A 16720-nucleotide genomic window follows, 5' to 3' on the forward strand; every position below is an offset into this window, starting at 1 on the left:
CGTCACTGTGTCGAATCGGGGCCGACTGGGCGGGACCCCACGGAGGCGGCAGTGGATAGATGCCGCGAGACCCCGGGGTGACTTCGGACGGCAAACCGACGATGTCCACGACCCGGGGCCTCGCAACGAACGACGGCGACGGATCGCCGCCGGGGAATTCAGGCCGTTGTAGAACTCAGGCCATGTCCGCCGGGAGGACACTCAGGAGCCACTGGTAGAGATCCACCAGAGGGTTGTGGATGAGCATGAAAGCGTTCTCGACTGATCCGCGCATGATGTCGCACCTTTCTCTACCGAGCGACACGGTGTCGCCTCAGTGATCATTCGTAGCAGTGTGCACGGCGGATGGTGGCGGACCCCGACGAGTTCTCGCCGGACCAGCCACTTTCAAAGTGCCGATAATCTACATTATGTAAAGTCAGAATCCGGCTGTCCCATCCCCATCCGCGCGATGGTCACATGCCACCGTCCTGGTCCGCGATCCACGCCCCCTCCGACGCCGACCCCCCAAGGTGCGCTCGTTCGACTGAGATCCGTTCGATGCGCGGCAGCGCGATGGCAAGCACCGGCAGGTATCCCGCCGCCCAGACCGGAGCACCGAAGCTGAGGACACAACCACCCGGTACCTCGATCACCTCGTGCCGGGTAGCGCTCACTCCAGCCACCTTCCACGCCCAGAGCCGCCCCTCCACGAACTCGGTGATCTCGAAGGGCAGGGACAGCCCCACCGCGGTCGTGACCGTCCCTCGCGAGCCGGCTGTCAGGCCGGAGTCACCGTCGACCCGGGCGTCCGAGACGGTGGGCCCCCATCGCGGCCAGCTCTGCACGTCGGTGATCACTGACCACACCGTCTCCGCATCCACGTGCATCCGCAGTTCGGTCGTCCACATCCCTCGGCGGAAGGTACTTCGCATTCTCAGCATCGAACTCAGCGCAGCGGAACTCAGTGCAGCGGAACTCAGTGCAGCCGAACTCAGTGCAGTGGCGGACGCGAGGTGTTTCATCGTTCGGCCCGGCTGTACGGCTCCCGGGCTTCTCCGCCCTCGCCTCGCGGTGGGTTACTCCACCACTGCGATGGCGGTCTCCCCCGGTCGCGCGTGTGACGGATCATCAGCCCATGGTTGCAGAGCTTCGTGCGGGCGCAACCGCCCATGGTGGTCACCACACCACTACCGCGGATGCGCCGGGTCAGCTGGTCCGGTCCAGGATGAGCCGAGTCGCTTCCCGGGGCGCGTCCCATTGCGGGAAGTGGCCGCACCGATCGAACCAGTGCAGTGTCGCGTCGGGGAACGCGCCGGCGGCTCGCCGGGCCTGGGCCGGGAGTGTCACCAGATCGCGACGCCCCCACCCGATGGTGACCCGTCCCGGGACCGTGCCCGCGGGGGCACCCTGCTGTGTGGGGCCCTTCGTGAGCGCGTCCATCGCCGGGCCCGTCGCCGGTGCGTCTGCCAGCCCGGCCACGTCGGGCAGCACGGTCTGTGCCGACAGCGCCCATGGCCGCGCAGACAGTTGCGCCAGCAGGGCGGTCCGACTCACCGGATTGCCCAGGAGTGCCGGGAGCGCTCCGCGCACAGCGCTGACCAGGGCGATCGACGGCCGCAGTGTGGCGCTGAAGATCGCCAGCTCGCGATCACTCCAGAACCCGCCGGGGTCCAGCGCCACGGTGTCGCCACCGACGCCGCGCCGGGCCAGCTCGAGAACGATCCGCCCACCCATCGACTGTCCGGCCGTGGACACCCCGTCCAGACCCGACTCTTCGATGAACCGGGCGACGGCGTCAGCCAGCGCCGCTATGGACACCTCACCCTCCAGCGGTGGGGACTCGCCGAAACCCGGCAGGTCGACCGCGATGACCTCGCGACGCGCTGCCAGATCGTCGATGATGGGTTCCCACGATCGCCACCCCGCGCCGAGTCCGTGCACGAGAAGTAGAGGGCTACCTTGCCCGCGTCGAACATGATGCAACGTCATGGGACAAGCCTACGGAGCGCGCGGATGAAAGGGCGCGCGTGACGTGTCACGATCAGGGCCCGGGTCCGAGGTGGCCGGCCGTCGTCAACTGATGGGACGATGGCGCCATGCGCACCCCACCCGGCATGGACCGCGATCGCGACGAAGACGGCCGCGCGCGCAATTCGCGCCCACGCGATGAACTCGGTCGGCCGTTGCCGATCGGCAGCGTCGGTGTCGAGCGCATTCCCGAGGATCTCGATCTGCCCCCCGCCCGATCGCTGGAATGGGCACAGGAACTGCTGGACCGCGGCCTCGCGTTCAATGCACACGAAGTTCTCGAGGGTGCCTGGAAGACCAGTCCCGATGACGAGCGCATGCTCTGGCAGGGCCTGGCCCAGTTGGCCGTCGGCATCACGCACATCCAGCGCGGCAACACCAAGGGGGCATTGTCGCTGCTCGCCCGTGCCGCCGAACGTATCGGCCACGGCGGCGGCCCCGCGCCTCACGGGATCGATGCGACAGGGTTGATCTCCCACGCTGACGCACTCATCGCCACCGTCGAGCGGGGCGACGAACCCTCTCCGGATCAGCTGACGCCGCGGCTTCTCGTCCCGTCAGCTCTCCCCTGACCTCCGCCAGACACTCCTCCCCTCGGGTCTCCCTGCTCTCGTGCGGTGATGCGCTCTGATCAGTGTTCGCCGACGGCGCGGGCGTGTCCGACCGCGGCGTCGACTCCGTGGGTCCAGGGGTCCCCGTGGCCGGGCAGGACGGTCGAGGCCCCGGTGGCGGCGACCGGGCCGAGAGACTCCATCGCGCGGGCGGTGTCGGCCGTGGCCGCCGAGGCGACGATCTGCGGTCCCGTGGCGCCGGTGTACGGGTCCAGGGTGACCAGGGCGTCCCCGCTGATGACCGTGTCCCGGTCGGGTAGGTGCAGGATGCAGTGTCCTCCGGTGTGCCCGGGGGCGAACATCGCCACGGGACGACCCGGGACGTCGAGAGCGGGACCCACCGGTAGCTCCTCGGTGTCCTCGACCCCCTTGATCGTGAGAGCGCCGGCCATGGCCATCCTTCCGAGCACGGGAAGCGACCGGGGATGGGTGAACGGGTACAGGAAGCGGTTGCGCTGGGGTGTGTAGCTGTAGGGGTGCGCGGCCAGGTGTCCGTCCGCGGGGTGCACCAGCACCGGCACCTCCAGCTCGACCCGGGCGCGCCGTGCGAAGCCGACGTGGTCGAAGTGCCCGTGGGTGAGTACGAGAGCCCGCACGTCGGCGGGACCACGGCCCAGCCGACGGAGTGTCTCGGTCATGAGGTCCCACATGCTCGGCAGGCCGGCGTCGACGAGGGTCACCCCGTCATCGTCCTCCACGAGATAACAGTTGACGTGGGCATGCGCCAGGCGGTGGACCCGGTCGGCGACTTCGGTGGCGTCCACGGTGCTCCTCTCCGTCGGTGTCTCGGGCGGTCGACCGCGGATCGCGTCGACGTCTCACCCGCCCGCGGTTGCGCCCGCAGTTGTGTGACGAGGCTGCTCGCCGTCCGGCGCTCTCGCAACCGCTGGCCCCGGGCCACCTGGGTAGGTTGGGTGCAGTGAGCGCTCTCGTGCAGACCGGCGCCGCCGTCGCGCCGGTCGTGGTGGTCCTGGCCCTGTTGGCGCTCCGCTCCCCCTCTCTCCTGGCGGGAAGCGCCGGCCTGGTGGCCGCGCTCGTCGGTGCGATCACCGTTTTCCGGCCCGACGACGACGAGGTCCTCGCCTCACTGGCGCAACTCGGGCCGACGGTCCTCGAGGTCGCTCTCATCCTCCTCGGCGGCGTCCTGTTGGCCACCGCCCTGTCGGCGACCGGGAGCAGGGATCACATCGCCGGATGGCTCGAACGAGTCGGCTCCGGCGACGACCGGGTGCCCGCGATCCTGCTGCTGGTCTTCGGGTTGACCCCGTTCATGGAGTCGGTCACCGGCTTCGGACTCGGCGTGGTGATCACCGCCCCGCTTCTCGTCCGGATGGGACTGTCGCCGGTGAAGGCCGTCGTCACGGGGTTGCTCGGGTTGGTCCTGGTCCCGTGGGGCTCCCTCGGCCCCGGCACCCTCGTGGCCGCGGAGCTCGGCGGTCAGGACGTCGCGGAACTCGGATACTGGTCGGCTCTCCTGACCCTGCCGGTCCTCCTCGTGAGCATGACGACCGTCCTCGTCGTCGTCTCCACCCGGCCCTCCGCGCGCCAGGTGGTTCTCGGCGCCGCCGTCGTCGTGACCCAGTGGGCCGCCCTCGTCGCGGCCAACGCGGCGGTCGGCGTCCCCCCGTCGGGCATCCTCGCCTCGACCGCCGTGATCGCCCTCCTCCTGGGGGTCGGGCGCGCCCGGCACGGCGTTCTCCCCGCGGTCACCGCCGAGCTCGGGCGCGCACTCATCCCGTTCGCGGTCCTGCTCGCGGGGATCCTCGGCGCCAGCGCCGTGCTCGCCCTCGCCGGCGCCCCGGCCGGGACGGGATGGCTCACCTCCCCCGCCCTCTGGGTGAACGTCGCGGCCCTCGTCGCGCTCCGCGTCTACACCACACCGGGCCCGCCCGTGACAAACCTGGTCCGGACGGCGCTGGCGACGTGGGTCCCCGTAGCGGGCAACGCCATCGTGTTCATGTCCATCGGCGTCGTCATGGCCGCCGCCGGGATGGCCGCCCACCTCGCCGATCTCGCGTCCGGGTTCGGACCTGCGTCACTGGCCGGCATCCCGGCCATCGGGGCGCTGGGCGGCTACCTCACCGGCACCAACACCGGCGCGGCGGCCATGTTCTCCTCCGCCACCTCCGGCGCCGCGACCGGGCTGGGAGCCGACAGCCTCGTCACTCTCGCCGGCCAGAACGTCGGCGGGTCGTTCGCCATCATCGTCTCGCCCCCGCGCGTCGCCCTGGCCGTCGGCGTGGTCATGGCCGGACACACCCGGCTCCCCGGCGCCGCCACCCGGACGCTGGCCACCGCCGTCGTGGCCGCCACGATCATGCTCTGCGCGGCGGTCGCCGTCCTGGCGTAGGGTGCGGACCACGCGACCCAAGAGGCAGTTCACACCGAGAGGCAGTGAGTTCCACCATGAACCATGTGACCGAGACCGCCGACCGCATCCTCGCCCGCGCGAAGGAGTCCGCACACGGACGCCACGCCGAGATCCTCGTTCGCGAGGGGCCGCTCCGGCAGTCCCTGCTCGCGCTGACGGAGGGCACCGAACTCGAGGAGCACAACTCTCCCCCGGCCGCGAGCCTCTACCTCCTCCAGGGCGCCGTCCGCGTCACGGGCGAGGGGGACACCGACATCGCCGCTGGCGAACTGCACACACTCACCCACCACCGCCACGCCGTCACCGCGCTCGCCGATTCCGTCTTCCTCCTGACGACGGTCACCAGCATCGCCGGCCAGGGCAGCTACGACGAACCCGCCACTCCCTGACCACCCGCGCCACATCCCGACCACCCGCGCCACAGTCTGACCACTTTGCCTCTGCTGCACCCTGGCGCGGACGGCGGACGCGGCGGATACTCGTCCCATGCGCACCCGGCACTTGGGCGTGGTCATCCGCCGCTCCCCCGACGAGGTCTACGCCCTCGCCGCCGACCCCGCCCACCTGCCGTCGTGGGCGGCCGGACTCGCGGCGGGTGAGGTGCGATCCGACGGCGACATTCTCGTCGTCAACTCCCCCATGGGCGAGGTCCGCGTCCGGTTCGCGCCCACCAACGCGTTCGGTGTCCTGGACCACGAGGTCACACTCCCCGACGGGACGGTCACCCTCAACCCGCTGCGGGTCCTCCCCCACCCGCACGGGAGCGAGGTGGTGTTCACCCTGCGCGGGACCGACGGCGACGACCACGAGTTCGAGAAGGACGCCGCCGCCGTGGCCGAGGATCTCGACCGCCTGCGCCAGTTACTCGACACGGCCGCACCATCTGTAGAGGACACTGCGCAGGCCCCGGCGCGTCCTGCCGAACCGGCGGAGATCCGCATGGCCACGCCCGCGGACGCGGAGTCACTGGGGCGCCTGCTGTTCGACTTCAACACCGAATTCGGCGCACAGACCCCGGACGGCCCCACCGCCGCCGCCCGATTCGAGTACCTGCTGCGCCGGGACGACGTCCTGGCGGTCCTCGCTCGAGTCGGCTCGGATATCGGCGGCGAGAACACGGCGGACATCGGGTTCGCGTTCCTCACCCTGCGCCCCACCCCCCTGTGGGACGGTCCGCTGGCACAGCTCGAGGAACTCTACGTCCGTCATGACCTCCGCGGGAACGGGGTGGGGACCGCACTGCTGGCCCGCGCCGTCGACGAGGTGCGGTCCCGCGGCAGCGAGGAGATACTCATCAACGTGGACACCGACGACGCCGGTGCCCGTCGGTTCTACGAACGGCACGGGTTCTCCGACCGCGACCCCGACACCGGCTCCGGCATGCGGTGCTATCTCCGACAGCTCACGGACGGACTGTGAGCGACTGGGCGACGGTCCCCAACGGTCCGGCCTCATCGTGGATCACGCTGGACGTCAGCCCCAGTCCGCCCGGCCCGAACGTCACACGGGTGTCGAACCCCAGCCACTCGCCTGCCGGCGGGCGGGTGAGGTGCGCGGTGAGGTCGATGTTCGGAAAGTGGACGTCGTCGGGGTCGGCCCGGATCGCCAGCCCGTTGGCGATGTCGAACAGCCCGGCCATCCGCGCCAGTGTGCTGACGACCTCGCCGGCCAGGAGTGGGACGCCGGTGCGCACCCAGTACCGCGCACGGCCGGGGCCATCACTGATCCGCCGGACCTCGGCCGACGCGAGGTATCCCCCGCGCCAGATCGCGGTGGGGTCCCACGGCTCCATCCGCCCGGGCGGCGGGATCGGATCGAATCCGTCCCCGGCGACCGCCCGGGTGTCACGGGGTTGCTGCAGCCACGCCCGGAGACGGATCCCGGTGCGCGCGCCGTGCCCACAGGTGGCCTCGACCAACTCGATGGTGCGCCCCGGTCGGACGACCTCCACCCGGATGTCCATGACGTCCATCGGCACCACACCGAGCAGTTCGAAGGACAGGCGGGACACCACCATGGGATCGTCGCGACGAGCGGCCAGGTCGAGCTCGACGGCGTGGACGAGCAGACCGAGTGCGGGTCCGATGTGCTGGGTCGACTCGTCCCAGGCTCCGCTCACGTGCTCGGTCGGGCGGAATCTGTCCGGCCCGAGGCGATCGAAGTACGCCATCTCCGTCCTCCAGTCGGTGAGTGGTGATTAACTAAAAAGCGTACACACCGACGTGGGAGAGACGATGCAGGACGAGACGTTCGACGAGTTCACCGCCCCGATCGACGACAGGTACCTCGAGGACTACACCGAGGGGGCGAGGTACCGGTTCGGTGAGGAATCGGTCGACACCGAGGAGATCCTCGAGTTCGCGCGTCGGTACGACCCGCAGAGCATCCACACCGATCCCGAGGCGGCCGCCACCGGCCCGTTCGGCGGACTCATCGCCAGCGGGTGGCAGACCGCCGCACTGATGATGCGCCTGTTCGCGGACAACTACCTGACCAGCGTGGCGAGCCTGGCCTCCCCCGGCATCGACGAACTGAGGTGGGTGCGCCCGCTGCGGCCGGGCGACCGTCTGACCCTGCTCTGCGAGACCACCGAGGTCCGACCGTCCAGGACCAAGCCGGACCGCGGCGTGCTCACCACCGATGTCACGCTGGTCAACCAGGACGGGGATCCGATCCTCACCGCCACCGCGATGAACATGGTCGCCCGTCGCGGATGACCCGGGCCGCCCGGCGCGGACGTGACTACAGACCCCGGCCCCACCCGGGGCCGCCCCCGCGGCTACAGACGGGGGGTGAGGTGGAAGACGGGTAGTTCGCGGCTGGTGCGCCGAGCGTAGATCTCGTAGTTCGGCCAGACACGGGCCGCCGCCGACCATGCCGAGTCCCGGTCGTCACCGGTCAGTTCGCGGACGTCGACGACCAGCCTCGCGCCGTAGACCGAGATCTCGACCTCGCCCTCGGCGGCGGCCCGGAGATTGTGGACCCAGGCCGGGGTCTTCTGCCCGCCCCAGTTCGAGCCGACGACGACCAGCCCGTTCCCCCAGGACGCACACAGGAGCGGCGTGCTGCGCGGTGCGCCGCTCCTGCGACCAGCGACGTGCAGGGTCAGAGTCGGCAGCCCCGCGACCCGGAGAAGCGGCACCCGTCCGCGCGTGACCCGGTCGAGCCACCGGTCCACCGTCACGACCAGGTGGGAGTTCTCCCGGGTGGCGTCCTGTCGGCCGAACCACACGGCGATCGGGGTGAGGATGTTGCCCATGGGGCAAACCCTATGTCGTGGGCCCGTCCGCGCGCCGCCGGACCGCCTCACCGGCTGTCGCGAGCAGCTGAACCGACTCGACCCATCCCCTGCGGAGCCCCGTCTCCATCGCCGCCAGGTGGAACGACCACATCCGTCGGTAGACGGCGTCGAACCCCAGCGCGGCGGCATCGCGGCCGCGCTGCGCGAACGTCTCCGACCACAGGCGCACGGTCTCCGCATGATGAGCGGTGATCTCCACCCGCCCCCGGAGCGTCAGACAGGGCGCCCGGTCGACCATCTCGACGAGTTCCGACCACGCCACCGGGGGCCCCGCCTCGGACACGTACCGGGACTCCCACGCGGCCAGCTCCACGACCGCCGGGGTGGGCCGACCCGGTGAGACCGTCGTCTGGAGGGCGAGACGGCCCCCCGGGCCGAGAAGCCGGGCGGCCACGGCGAGGACCTCGGCGTGCCCGGCGGATCCGGCGGTGACGCCGGGGTCCACCGCGACGACGGAGTCGACCGCGCCCGCGACCTCCGACGGCGCTCCGAGGAACAGCGAGATCTCCTCGTCGAGACCTGCCGCGGTGAACCTCGACCCGAGCGTCGCCAGTCTCTCCGTCGACGATGTCATGGTTCGGACGTGCGCCCCGCGCTCGGCAGCCCTCATGGGCAGTTCGCCCCACCCCGGTGTGGCGACCAGGGCACGGGTCCCCTCCCCGATCCCGGCCAGCGTCAACAGGGTGTCCGCGGCCCGGCGTTGGGCGTCGCCGAGGTCGGTGCGGCGGGGCGCAGCCGCCGGCGCTTCGAGGTGTACGACCTCGGTCCCGTCGTCCAACCGGGCACGGGTGCGCGCTCCGGAAGCGAACACCGCGCCCGCGGTCGACATCGTCTCGTCCGTGTACAACGAGGTCAGCGCGCCGGGGACCGAGTCCTCCAGTTCCACGGCGACCGGCCGGCCCCGCCGACGACCGCCGCCGGCGGGGCCGCGACCCTCCCGGCCGTACGCGTGTTCACCAGGGTGCGCGCAGTCGGCGTTCGAGGCGATCCACGGGGCCAGCACCGCGATGGCGGCACACAGGTCCGGAGTGGCCCAGTCGCCCGCCATGAACGACTCGCCGAGCCCCACCACGCCGGCGTCCGCCAGCCGGGCCCAGAAGTGATCGGGTTCGCGCAGTACCACGCGCACCGGAGCGTCGTACTCTCCGGCCGCCGACGAATCGGGGTAGTCGATCCGCACCCCGAGCTCGCGCGCCGACCGCCGGAGCGCCTGGGCGACGAGCGCCGAGGGCTGTCCCCCCGGTCCGGACGGTGGCGCGAGCGCGGGCCAGCGCTCGAGGTCGACGGTCTGCGGTTCGACTCTGACCACCCTGTCCCTCCCTCCGGGGCTCTCGTCAGGTGGACGGTACCGTCGCCTGCGCGTCCGCCCGGTCAGGCGCGGCGGGGGGCCACCCACCCGCGTGCGGTGCGGCTACCTGTGCACGGGGTCAGGCGGAGCACTATCCTGGGGACCCGTGCCCGGCGTCATCCCGCGCGGGCCCCAGACCGACGAGGCCACCGAGCCCCTCAACCCAGACCAGCCTCATCAGGAGCCGCCATGACCGAGCCCGCAACCGACCAGGTCACAGCCACCGCACCGGCCGGCCGCCGGCACCGCGTCGTCATCGTCGGCTCCGGCTTCGGCGGTCTGTTCGCCGCGCAGCAGCTCGCCAAGGCGGACGTCGACGTGACCCTGGTGGCCAGGACCGGCCACCACCTGTTCCAGCCCCTGCTGTACCAGGTGGCCACCGGCATCCTCTCTGTGGGCGAGATCGCCCCGCCGACGCGACTCATCCTGAGGGATCAGAAGAACGCCACCGTGGTCCTGGGTGATGTCGACACGATCGACGTGGCCGGGAAGAGGATCCACGCCTCGGCAGGACACATCGACTTCGATCTCGAGTACGACAGCCTGGTCGTCGCCGCGGGGGCCAACCAGTCCTACTTCGGGAACGACCACTTCGAGCGGTGGGCGCCGGGGATGAAGACCGTCGACGATGCGCTCGAGTTGCGCAGCCGCATCCTCGGCTGCTTCGAGCAGGCCGAGGTCATCGACGACGAGGAGGAGCGCCGCCGGCTGCTGACCTTCATCATCGTCGGGGCCGGCCCGACCGGGGTCGAGATGGCGGGTCAGGTCGCCGAGCTCGCCCAGCACACCCTGAAGGACAGCTTCCGCCGCATCGATCCGGCGTCCGCACGCGTGATCCTCCTCGACGCCGCCCCGGCCGTGTTGCCCCCGTTCGGCAACAACCTCGGCAACGCGGCCCGCGCTCGGCTGGAGAAGATGGGCGTCGAGATCCAGCTCAACGCCATGGTCACCAACGTCGACTACCAGGGCATCGAGGTCAAGGACCCGGACGATTCGGTCCGCCGGATCGACGCCTCGTGCAAGATCTGGTCCGCGGGCGTCAAGGCCAGCCCGCTCGGCAAGCAACTCGCCGACCAGACGGATGCGGAGATCGACCGTGCCGGGCGCGTGCTGGTCAACAAGGACCTCTCACTGCCCGGTCATCCGGAGATCTTCGTCGTGGGCGACATGATGAGCCTCGATGGATTGCCCGGTGTCGCGCAGGTCGCCATCCAGGGCGGCAAGTATGCGGCCAAGCAGATCATGGCCGAGGTCGAGAAGGGCCGGACCCCCGCCGAGCGGAAGCCGTTCAAGTACTTCGACAAGGGGTCCATGGCCACGGTGTCGCGCTACAGCGCAGTCGTGAAGATGGGACCGATCGAGATCTCGGGCTTCATCGCCTGGGTCATGTGGCTGGTGGTCCACCTCGCCTACCTGATCGGCTTCAAGAACCGGATCACCACCATGTTCTCGTGGGGCATGCACATGGGCGGCGACCACCGGTCGCAGTTGACCTCCACCAAGCAGTGGGTCTACGCGCGCCAGGCCATCGAGCGGGTGGCCGCGGACGAGGCGGCCGCACTCCAGTCGGCCGAGCGGTCCCGCGTCGAGGCGCAGCAGTCGGCGTCCGCCTCGGCCACGTCCGACTGACCGGGGCGAGACGGCGACGCGCCCGGCGGGATCCACCCGCCGGGCGCGTCTTTCGCTTCTGTCAGGGAGTTATCCCGGTCTCAGCCGCTTCCCTACCCGTCTACTGGAGATTCGCTAGCCGTACCTGCCCGACCGCTGCGGTACGCCCCCGGTCGTCCTCGATCTCGACCCGCCAGAGTTGCTGGGAGCGGCCGCGGTGGACGGGCGTGCCCGTCGCCGTGAGGGTGCCCTCCGTGACGGCGCGCAGGAAGTCGGTGGAGTTGTTGACACCGACCACCTTGCCCTCGCCACCGAGCCACACCGCGCCGGCGATACTCGCGACCTCCTCCGCGATCGCGCAGTACACACCGCCATGGACGATCCCGTAGGGCTGGTGGAGATGCGGCCCCACCGTCACCGTGACGACCACCTTGTCGGGCGTCACCTCGGTGTATTCCATCCCGATCCCGCCGCCGAACCCGGTCCCGGAATGGGAACGGATCATGTCGATGAATTCGCTACGAGCCGCCTCGGACATCCGACCTCTTTCCCCGGCCCGGCGTGCCCGGGCGTCCGGGACGGAACGTTACCCGCGGGGACGGGCGCCCGTCGCGACTCCCTCGACGCGCAGCGCGCCGACGACGCTCAGCGGACCGACCGCCAACCGCGGTCCCGCACGGGGATCGGACCGGCACCGGGGGTGCGTGGGAGCCGGCTCCGTCGCCGGACCGCCAGGCCCGAGTCGTGCAGAGCCTGCAGGACCATCTGCCCGCGACGGTAGCCGGTCTCCTGACTGGTCTCCGCGAACGTGGGGACGATCGTCGCGGCGCCGAGGACGCACTCGCCCGCCATCGACCACAGCGCCTCCACACTGCAGTTGCTCACCGCCGACAGCCCCTCGAACACCGTCGTCAGTGTCGCGCGCGACCGGCAGGCGAGCCACTGGGCCAAGGCCTGCTCGCAGGGCAGGATCACGGTGCCGGGGGAACCCGCGACCGGGTCGTCGGGCAGCACCCTCAGGGTGGTGTCGCGGACGCCCGCCCAGTCCAGGCCGCCCTCGATGTCGGTTCGCACGGCCATGTTCTCGGCGCCGGTGTCCCACACCCTGCCGATGGTGACGAAACTGGCCACGGCCCTGCCGAGGACACCGTGGGTGAATGCCTCCGCCACGAGGTAGGTCGAGAAACGGATATCGCCGGACTCCGCGAAGTGGTTACGGAACATGAGTTCCACCCGCCCACTGTCGACCGCCTGCTCGAGCGGCACCCACCGACGTCGCGACTGCGTGCCCAGATCAGCGATCGAGTAGAACTTGGGATAGCCCGCGCGAAAGCCGCCGAGCGCCTCCACCGTGTCGTCGAACACGGTGCGTGTCCCCATCAACTGCGTGGGCAGCGTTGAGCCGGTCATGTCTGGTCTTCCCCCTAGTCGGTTCCCTTGCACGGCCGTTCCGTCCCTACGAAGTACGTCCCGGCACCGCGATCCGACCCCCCGATCCGCAGTGGCCCAGGTCATCCGGCCGGTATTAAGTGTTACAACAGACACCTGTCCGTAACCAAGGGATTTCGCCCGGTTCGGCCAAACGGTGCACTCAGTGCACGTCTGATCTGTCAGCAAAAGCACAGGTGGTGTTCAGCCGCGCGGTGAGTGTCCGCACCCATCACCGCAGGTCCGACCAGCCCGGGGGCGTCGACTACTCTGAACCCCATGAGTACTGAACGCGAAGGCGCGACGCCCACCTCCGACACTGCCGGAACCGCCGATATCGGTGTGACCGGTCTCGCCGTCATGGGCTCGAACATCGCCCGCAACTTCGCCCGGCACGGGTACACGGTCGCCGTCCACAACCGCTCCGCCGGGAAGACCGACGCACTGCTCGACGCGCACGGTGATGACGGGGACTTCGTCCGCACCGAGACGATCGAGGAGTTCGCGGCAGCGCTGCGTTCCCCCCGTCGGGCACTGGTCATGGTCCAGGCCGGCGCACCCACCGATGCAGTGATCGACGCGCTCGCCGATGCCTTCGACGAGGGCGACATCATCATCGATGGTGGCAACTCCCTGTACACGGACACCATCCGGCGCGAGAAGGCCATGGCCGCGCGCGGAATCCGGTTCATCGGTGCCGGGATCTCCGGCGGCGAGGAAGGGGCCCTGGAGGGACCGTCCATCATGCCGGGCGGCCCGGCCTCCAGCTATGAGGTCGTCGGGCCGATGCTCGAGGACATCTCGGCGAAGGTCGACGGCATCCCCTGCTGTACCCATGTCGGCGAGGACGGCTCGGGGCACTTCGTCAAGATGGTCCACAACGGCATCGAATACTCGGACATGCAGCTCATCGGCGAGGCCTACCATCTCCTCCGGGGCGTGGCCGGGATCGAGCCGGCCGCCATGGCCGATACATTCCGCGACTGGAACACAGGCGAACTCGACTCCTACCTCATCGAGATCACCGCCGAGGTCCTCGCCCAGGTGGACGCCGAGACCGGCGCCCCCCTGGTGGACGTGATCGTGGATCGGGCCGGCCAGAAGGGCACCGGTCGCTGGACCGTCAAGTCCGCTCTCGACCTGGGCGTCCCCGTCACCGGTATCGCCGAGGCGGTGTTCGCGCGAGCCCTCTCGAGCTCGGTTCCGCAGCGCGAAGCCGGTCGGGCCCTGCCCGCGGGCTCCGTATCCACTCCTGCCGGGATCGGCCCCGATTTCGTGGAGGACGTGCGCAAGGCGCTCTACGCGTCCAAGGTCATCGCCTACGCCCAGGGGTTCGATCAGATCACCGCTGCCAATGCCGAGCACGGCTGGGACGTGGCGCGCGGTGACCTCGCCACCATCTGGCGCGGGGGCTGCATCATCCGTGCCACGTTCCTCGACCGCATCCGCGAGGCGTACGCCGAGAACGGCGATCTCCCCTCACTCCTCGCCGCGCCGTACTTCGCCGAGGCCCTGTCCGACTGCGTGGACAGTTGGCGCCGGGTCGTGACGACCGCGGTGACCGCAGGGATCCCCGCACCCGGGTTCTCCGCCGCCCTGGCCTACTACGACGGCCTCCGGACCGAACGCCTGCCGGCCGCGCTCATCCAGGGCCAGCGTGACTTCTTCGGCGCGCACACCTACCAGCGCACCGATCGGGAGGGGAGCTACCACACCCTCTGGAGCGGCGACCGTTCAGAGGTGCGGGCCTGACCGGCCCGCGGCCCGGGGAACTGGGCCGCCTGCTCGAGGAGTTGGGAGTCGCGGTCCCGATCCGGCACGCCGTGTCGGGGCTGGTTCCGGGCACGCCGACCCCGATCCAGGCCGCCGCCCTCGCGGATGCCGTCGGGGGCGCGAACCTCCTGGCCGTCGCCCCCACCGGATCGGGCAAGACGTTGGTGTTCGCCATCGCGGTGGCCCACCGCCTCGCCGGGTCACCGAGCCTGACCGGCCGGCCCCGCGCCCTGGTCGTCGCCCCCACTCGCGAACTGGCCGAGCAGAACGCCGAGGTCCTCGCCGCGGTGGGCGCGGGCGCCGGGCTGAAGATCGCCACGTTCGTCGGGGGACAACCCCTCAAACGGGACCGGCGCGCGCTCATCGCGCCGGTCGACGTGGCCGTCGGGACCCCCGGGCGTCTCGCCGACCTGGTCCGCGCCTCGGCCCTGTCCCTGGACGGTGTGGACCTGGTGGTGCTCGACGAAGCCGATCAACTGCTGGGTCCGTCCTTCGCCGAGCAGACGGAGGCCCTTCTCGCCGACTGCGTCGGCGCGGGCCTCGTGGCGACCACCGCCACGGCCGACGACGACATCGAGTCGATTCTGGAACGCACGCGCCCGGGACTACGGGTGCACCGCGTGGAGCACTCGCCGCTCCCGTCGTCGGCCCCCACCCGCGGCGACTCCGAGGCGGCCGGGGCGCCTCGCCGACTGGTGGTGCTCTCGACCCCGGACCCGGACCGTCTGGTGGTCCGCCTGGCGGCACGGTGCACCCGCGGCCTGTTCTTCGTCCCCAGACGGGACGCCGTGGAGCCCCTGCGTTCGGCAATCGCCGACACCGGTGTCACCGCTGCCGGGGTCGCGGGGTCCGCCTCCCCCACCCGCCGGGCGGCCGCGTTCGCCGATCTGGCATCGGGCGCGGTGAGGGTCCTGGTGAGCACCGACCTGGCGGGGCGGGGCCTCGACATCGACAGCATCGGACACGTGGTGCACGTGGGCCCACCGCACTCGATGGACGACCTCGTCCACCGCTCCGGGAGAACCGGTCGAGGCGACGCCCGGGCCGGCGTCGTCGCCGCGGTTCTCCGTCCCTTCGAGGTCGCCAAGGTCGCCGACCAGGCACGTTCGGCCGGCATGACGGTCGAGATCGTCGACACCTCCCGGTCCGACGCCGAGCGGGTCATCGACGCGCTGTTCGGCCCGGAGATCGTCCTGCCACGTACCCGCAGGGCACCCGCACCGTCGGAGCGGTCCCGCCGCCCCTCGCAACCCCGACGTCCGACGCAGTCCCGGGTTCACCGCCCCAAACGGAAGAAGCGCTCGTGACCTCGGCGCGTCGACGGAACCGTCATCGAGTCGGTGCCCCGGTCGTCGTTCCCGAAGAGCTGTGGCGCCTTCGCGAACAGCGACACCACGACAGGGTCGACCGTCTCACCACCGACCACCTGGAGCGACGTCGCAGGGGCGAGCAACACCCGGTCGTCGACTTCCTCTTCACCTACTACCGCACCAGCGTCGCCACCGTCCGACGGTGGCACCCGGGCCCGGGTGTCCTACTGGAGAACGCCCATCTGACCGAACGTCAGGACTGGCGCCACTACCGCCGGGAGGGTGTGGCCGGCCGTGAGGGGCTCGTGGTCGACGCACCCTCGGTGTGGCGACGCGCCGGCGGCAGGATCGCACGGGCACGTGACGTGATCGCGTCCACCGCGTCCCGCCGGGGCGCCACCGGATGCTTTGGTCTGCACGAATGGGCGATGCTGTACAAGACCGCGCAAGGGGACGTCCGGCACGGCCGGGTGCCCCTGCGGCTCCCACACGAGCGGATCGACGAGGTCGTCCGAGGTTCCCGCCTGCGGTGCACGCACTTCGACGCTTTCCGTTTCTTCACCGATGCCGCCGTCCCCCGCAACCAGGATCCGCTGACCCGGGACGACCAACTCCGACTGGAGCAGCCTGCCTGTCTCCACGCCGGAATGGACATCTACGCCCACACCGCGACGGTGGAGGCGGGAGCACCTGGGGAACTCCTCCTGGACTCGCTCGCGGCGGCATTCGACGCGCGGGAGGTGGACATGCGGTCCTCCCCCTATGATCTGTCCTCCTGGGGGCTCCAACCGATCCGGGTGGAGACCAGCGAGGGTCGGGCCGAGTTCGTCGCGTTCCAGAAAAAGTGGACGGAGCGCACGCAGGGCCTCAGGTCGAGATTCCTCGCCGCCGTCGACACGGTGGAGGACCTGGCGTCCCCCGTGGGCGATCTAGTGACCTGAGGACGTGAGCTGAGGACTC

The 16720-nt window shown here is 70.6% G+C and carries 17 protein-coding genes; 9 read left to right on the forward strand and 8 right to left on the reverse strand.

Going from position 1 to position 16720, the window contains the following annotated elements:
- Positions 1-455 precede the first annotated feature (455 nt).
- Together AC3DEV_RS06950 and AC3DEV_RS06955 are read right to left on the reverse strand one after the other, a co-directional pair.
- Complete coding sequence (locus tag AC3DEV_RS06950) at positions 456-890, reverse strand: SRPBCC family protein (RefSeq protein ID WP_069388882.1); 435 nt, start codon at positions 888-890, stop codon at positions 456-458.
- Positions 891-1188: 298 nt separating this feature from the next.
- Positions 1189-1971: an alpha/beta fold hydrolase gene (locus AC3DEV_RS06955; protein WP_067717374.1), complete on the reverse strand. Its 783-nt coding sequence runs from the start codon at positions 1969-1971 to the stop codon at positions 1189-1191.
- Positions 1972-2078: 107 nt separating this feature from the next.
- Here AC3DEV_RS06955 and AC3DEV_RS06960 point away from each other — a divergent pair, with 107 nt between their 5' ends.
- Entirely contained in the window at positions 2079-2582 is a 504-nt protein-coding gene (locus AC3DEV_RS06960; protein WP_082923965.1) for a DUF309 domain-containing protein, read from the forward strand.
- A 59-nt stretch (positions 2583-2641) separates the two neighbouring features.
- Here the strand turns inward: AC3DEV_RS06960 and AC3DEV_RS06965 are convergent, their stop codons facing one another.
- Positions 2642-3385 (reverse strand): MBL fold metallo-hydrolase, encoded by a 744-nt coding sequence (locus AC3DEV_RS06965; RefSeq protein ID WP_069388883.1) that lies wholly within the window; start codon positions 3383-3385, stop codon positions 2642-2644.
- A gap of 155 nt (positions 3386-3540) precedes the next feature.
- Between AC3DEV_RS06965 and AC3DEV_RS06970 the strand changes: the two genes are divergently transcribed.
- The 3 genes from AC3DEV_RS06970 (at position 3541) to AC3DEV_RS06980 (ending at position 6411) form a co-directional block, all read left to right on the forward strand.
- Positions 3541-4971, forward strand: coding sequence for an L-lactate permease (locus tag AC3DEV_RS06970; RefSeq protein WP_488371661.1), 1431 nt, complete (start codon positions 3541-3543; stop codon positions 4969-4971).
- A 56-nt stretch (positions 4972-5027) separates the two neighbouring features.
- On the forward strand, positions 5028-5381 hold the full coding sequence (locus AC3DEV_RS06975) for a cupin domain-containing protein (RefSeq protein ID WP_067717414.1): 354 nt from the start codon (positions 5028-5030) through the stop codon (positions 5379-5381).
- 550 nt (positions 5382-5931) lie between these two features.
- Positions 5932-6411, forward strand: coding sequence for a GNAT family N-acetyltransferase (locus tag AC3DEV_RS06980; protein WP_396443820.1), 480 nt, complete (start codon positions 5932-5934; stop codon positions 6409-6411).
- On the opposite strand, the gene AC3DEV_RS06985 is transcribed toward AC3DEV_RS06980, so the two are convergent.
- On the reverse strand, positions 6395-7162 hold the full coding sequence (locus AC3DEV_RS06985; protein ID WP_069388886.1) for a thioesterase family protein: 768 nt from the start codon (positions 7160-7162) through the stop codon (positions 6395-6397). The genes AC3DEV_RS06980 and AC3DEV_RS06985 overlap by 17 nt on opposite strands.
- Positions 7163-7214: 52 nt before the next feature.
- Here AC3DEV_RS06985 and AC3DEV_RS06990 point away from each other — a divergent pair, with 52 nt between their 5' ends.
- Positions 7215-7709 (forward strand): MaoC family dehydratase, encoded by a 495-nt coding sequence (locus AC3DEV_RS06990; protein WP_488371662.1) that lies wholly within the window; start codon positions 7215-7217, stop codon positions 7707-7709.
- A gap of 62 nt (positions 7710-7771) precedes the next feature.
- On the opposite strand, the gene AC3DEV_RS06995 is transcribed toward AC3DEV_RS06990, so the two are convergent.
- The gene (locus AC3DEV_RS06995; RefSeq protein ID WP_163375753.1) at positions 7772-8251 is read right to left on the reverse strand and encodes a nitroreductase family deazaflavin-dependent oxidoreductase; all 480 of its coding nucleotides are present in this window, start codon (positions 8249-8251) and stop codon (positions 7772-7774) included.
- Between the two features lie 10 nt (positions 8252-8261).
- Positions 8262-9602 (reverse strand): class I SAM-dependent methyltransferase, encoded by a 1341-nt coding sequence (locus tag AC3DEV_RS07000; protein ID WP_488371663.1) that lies wholly within the window; start codon positions 9600-9602, stop codon positions 8262-8264.
- A gap of 228 nt (positions 9603-9830) precedes the next feature.
- Between AC3DEV_RS07000 and AC3DEV_RS07005 the strand changes: the two genes are divergently transcribed.
- Positions 9831-11270 (forward strand): NAD(P)/FAD-dependent oxidoreductase, encoded by a 1440-nt coding sequence (locus AC3DEV_RS07005; protein ID WP_472982802.1) that lies wholly within the window; start codon positions 9831-9833, stop codon positions 11268-11270.
- A 100-nt stretch (positions 11271-11370) separates the two neighbouring features.
- Here AC3DEV_RS07005 and AC3DEV_RS07010 read toward each other — a convergent pair whose 3' ends face one another.
- The gene (locus tag AC3DEV_RS07010; RefSeq protein ID WP_096905514.1) at positions 11371-11787 is read right to left on the reverse strand and encodes a PaaI family thioesterase; all 417 of its coding nucleotides are present in this window, start codon (positions 11785-11787) and stop codon (positions 11371-11373) included.
- 107 nt (positions 11788-11894) lie between these two features.
- Entirely contained in the window at positions 11895-12659 is a 765-nt protein-coding gene (locus AC3DEV_RS07015) for a hypothetical protein (RefSeq protein ID WP_488371664.1), read from the reverse strand.
- Between the two features lie 297 nt (positions 12660-12956).
- On the opposite strand from AC3DEV_RS07015, the gene gndA reads away from it, so the two are divergent.
- From gndA to AC3DEV_RS07030, 3 genes are read left to right on the forward strand one after another with little or no spacing between them, the layout of a single operon-like run.
- Positions 12957-14429, forward strand: a complete 1473-nt coding sequence (gndA, locus tag AC3DEV_RS07020; protein ID WP_119191654.1) for an NADP-dependent phosphogluconate dehydrogenase — start codon at positions 12957-12959, stop codon at positions 14427-14429.
- Positions 14430-14470: 41 nt separating this feature from the next.
- Positions 14471-15757: a DEAD/DEAH box helicase gene (locus tag AC3DEV_RS07025; RefSeq protein WP_271800066.1), complete on the forward strand. Its 1287-nt coding sequence runs from the start codon at positions 14471-14473 to the stop codon at positions 15755-15757.
- Positions 15754-16701, forward strand: coding sequence for a hypothetical protein (locus AC3DEV_RS07030; RefSeq protein ID WP_488371665.1), 948 nt, complete (start codon positions 15754-15756; stop codon positions 16699-16701). The genes AC3DEV_RS07025 and AC3DEV_RS07030 overlap by 4 nt, the downstream gene beginning before the upstream one ends.
- Positions 16702-16720: the final 19 nt, after the last annotated feature.

The organism is Dietzia sp. IBK-p2-15D (assembly GCF_057773105.1).

What these genes read in the sequence shown, in the direction of transcription:
- AC3DEV_RS06950 (WP_069388882.1), bottom strand. Translation starts at nt 890, where the DNA reads ATGTGGACGACCGAACTGCGGATGCACGTGGATGCGGAGACGGTGTGG.
- AC3DEV_RS06955 (WP_067717374.1), bottom strand. Translation starts at nt 1,971, where the DNA reads ATGACGTTGCATCATGTTCGACGCGGGCAAGGTAGCCCTCTACTTCTC.
- AC3DEV_RS06960 (WP_082923965.1), top strand. Translation starts at nt 2,079, where the DNA reads ATGCGCACCCCACCCGGCATGGACCGCGATCGCGACGAAGACGGCCGC.
- AC3DEV_RS06975 (WP_067717414.1), top strand. Translation starts at nt 5,028, where the DNA reads ATGAACCATGTGACCGAGACCGCCGACCGCATCCTCGCCCGCGCGAAG.
- AC3DEV_RS06980 (WP_396443820.1), top strand. Translation starts at nt 5,932, where the DNA reads ATGGCCACGCCCGCGGACGCGGAGTCACTGGGGCGCCTGCTGTTCGAC.
- AC3DEV_RS06985 (WP_069388886.1), bottom strand. Translation starts at nt 7,162, where the DNA reads ATGGCGTACTTCGATCGCCTCGGGCCGGACAGATTCCGCCCGACCGAG.
- AC3DEV_RS06995 (WP_163375753.1), bottom strand. Translation starts at nt 8,251, where the DNA reads ATGGGCAACATCCTCACCCCGATCGCCGTGTGGTTCGGCCGACAGGAC.
- AC3DEV_RS07005 (WP_472982802.1), top strand. Translation starts at nt 9,831, where the DNA reads ATGACCGAGCCCGCAACCGACCAGGTCACAGCCACCGCACCGGCCGGC.
- AC3DEV_RS07010 (WP_096905514.1), bottom strand. Translation starts at nt 11,787, where the DNA reads ATGTCCGAGGCGGCTCGTAGCGAATTCATCGACATGATCCGTTCCCAT.
- AC3DEV_RS07015 (WP_488371664.1), bottom strand. Translation starts at nt 12,659, where the DNA reads ATGACCGGCTCAACGCTGCCCACGCAGTTGATGGGGACACGCACCGTG.
- gndA (WP_119191654.1), top strand. Translation starts at nt 12,957, where the DNA reads ATGAGTACTGAACGCGAAGGCGCGACGCCCACCTCCGACACTGCCGGA.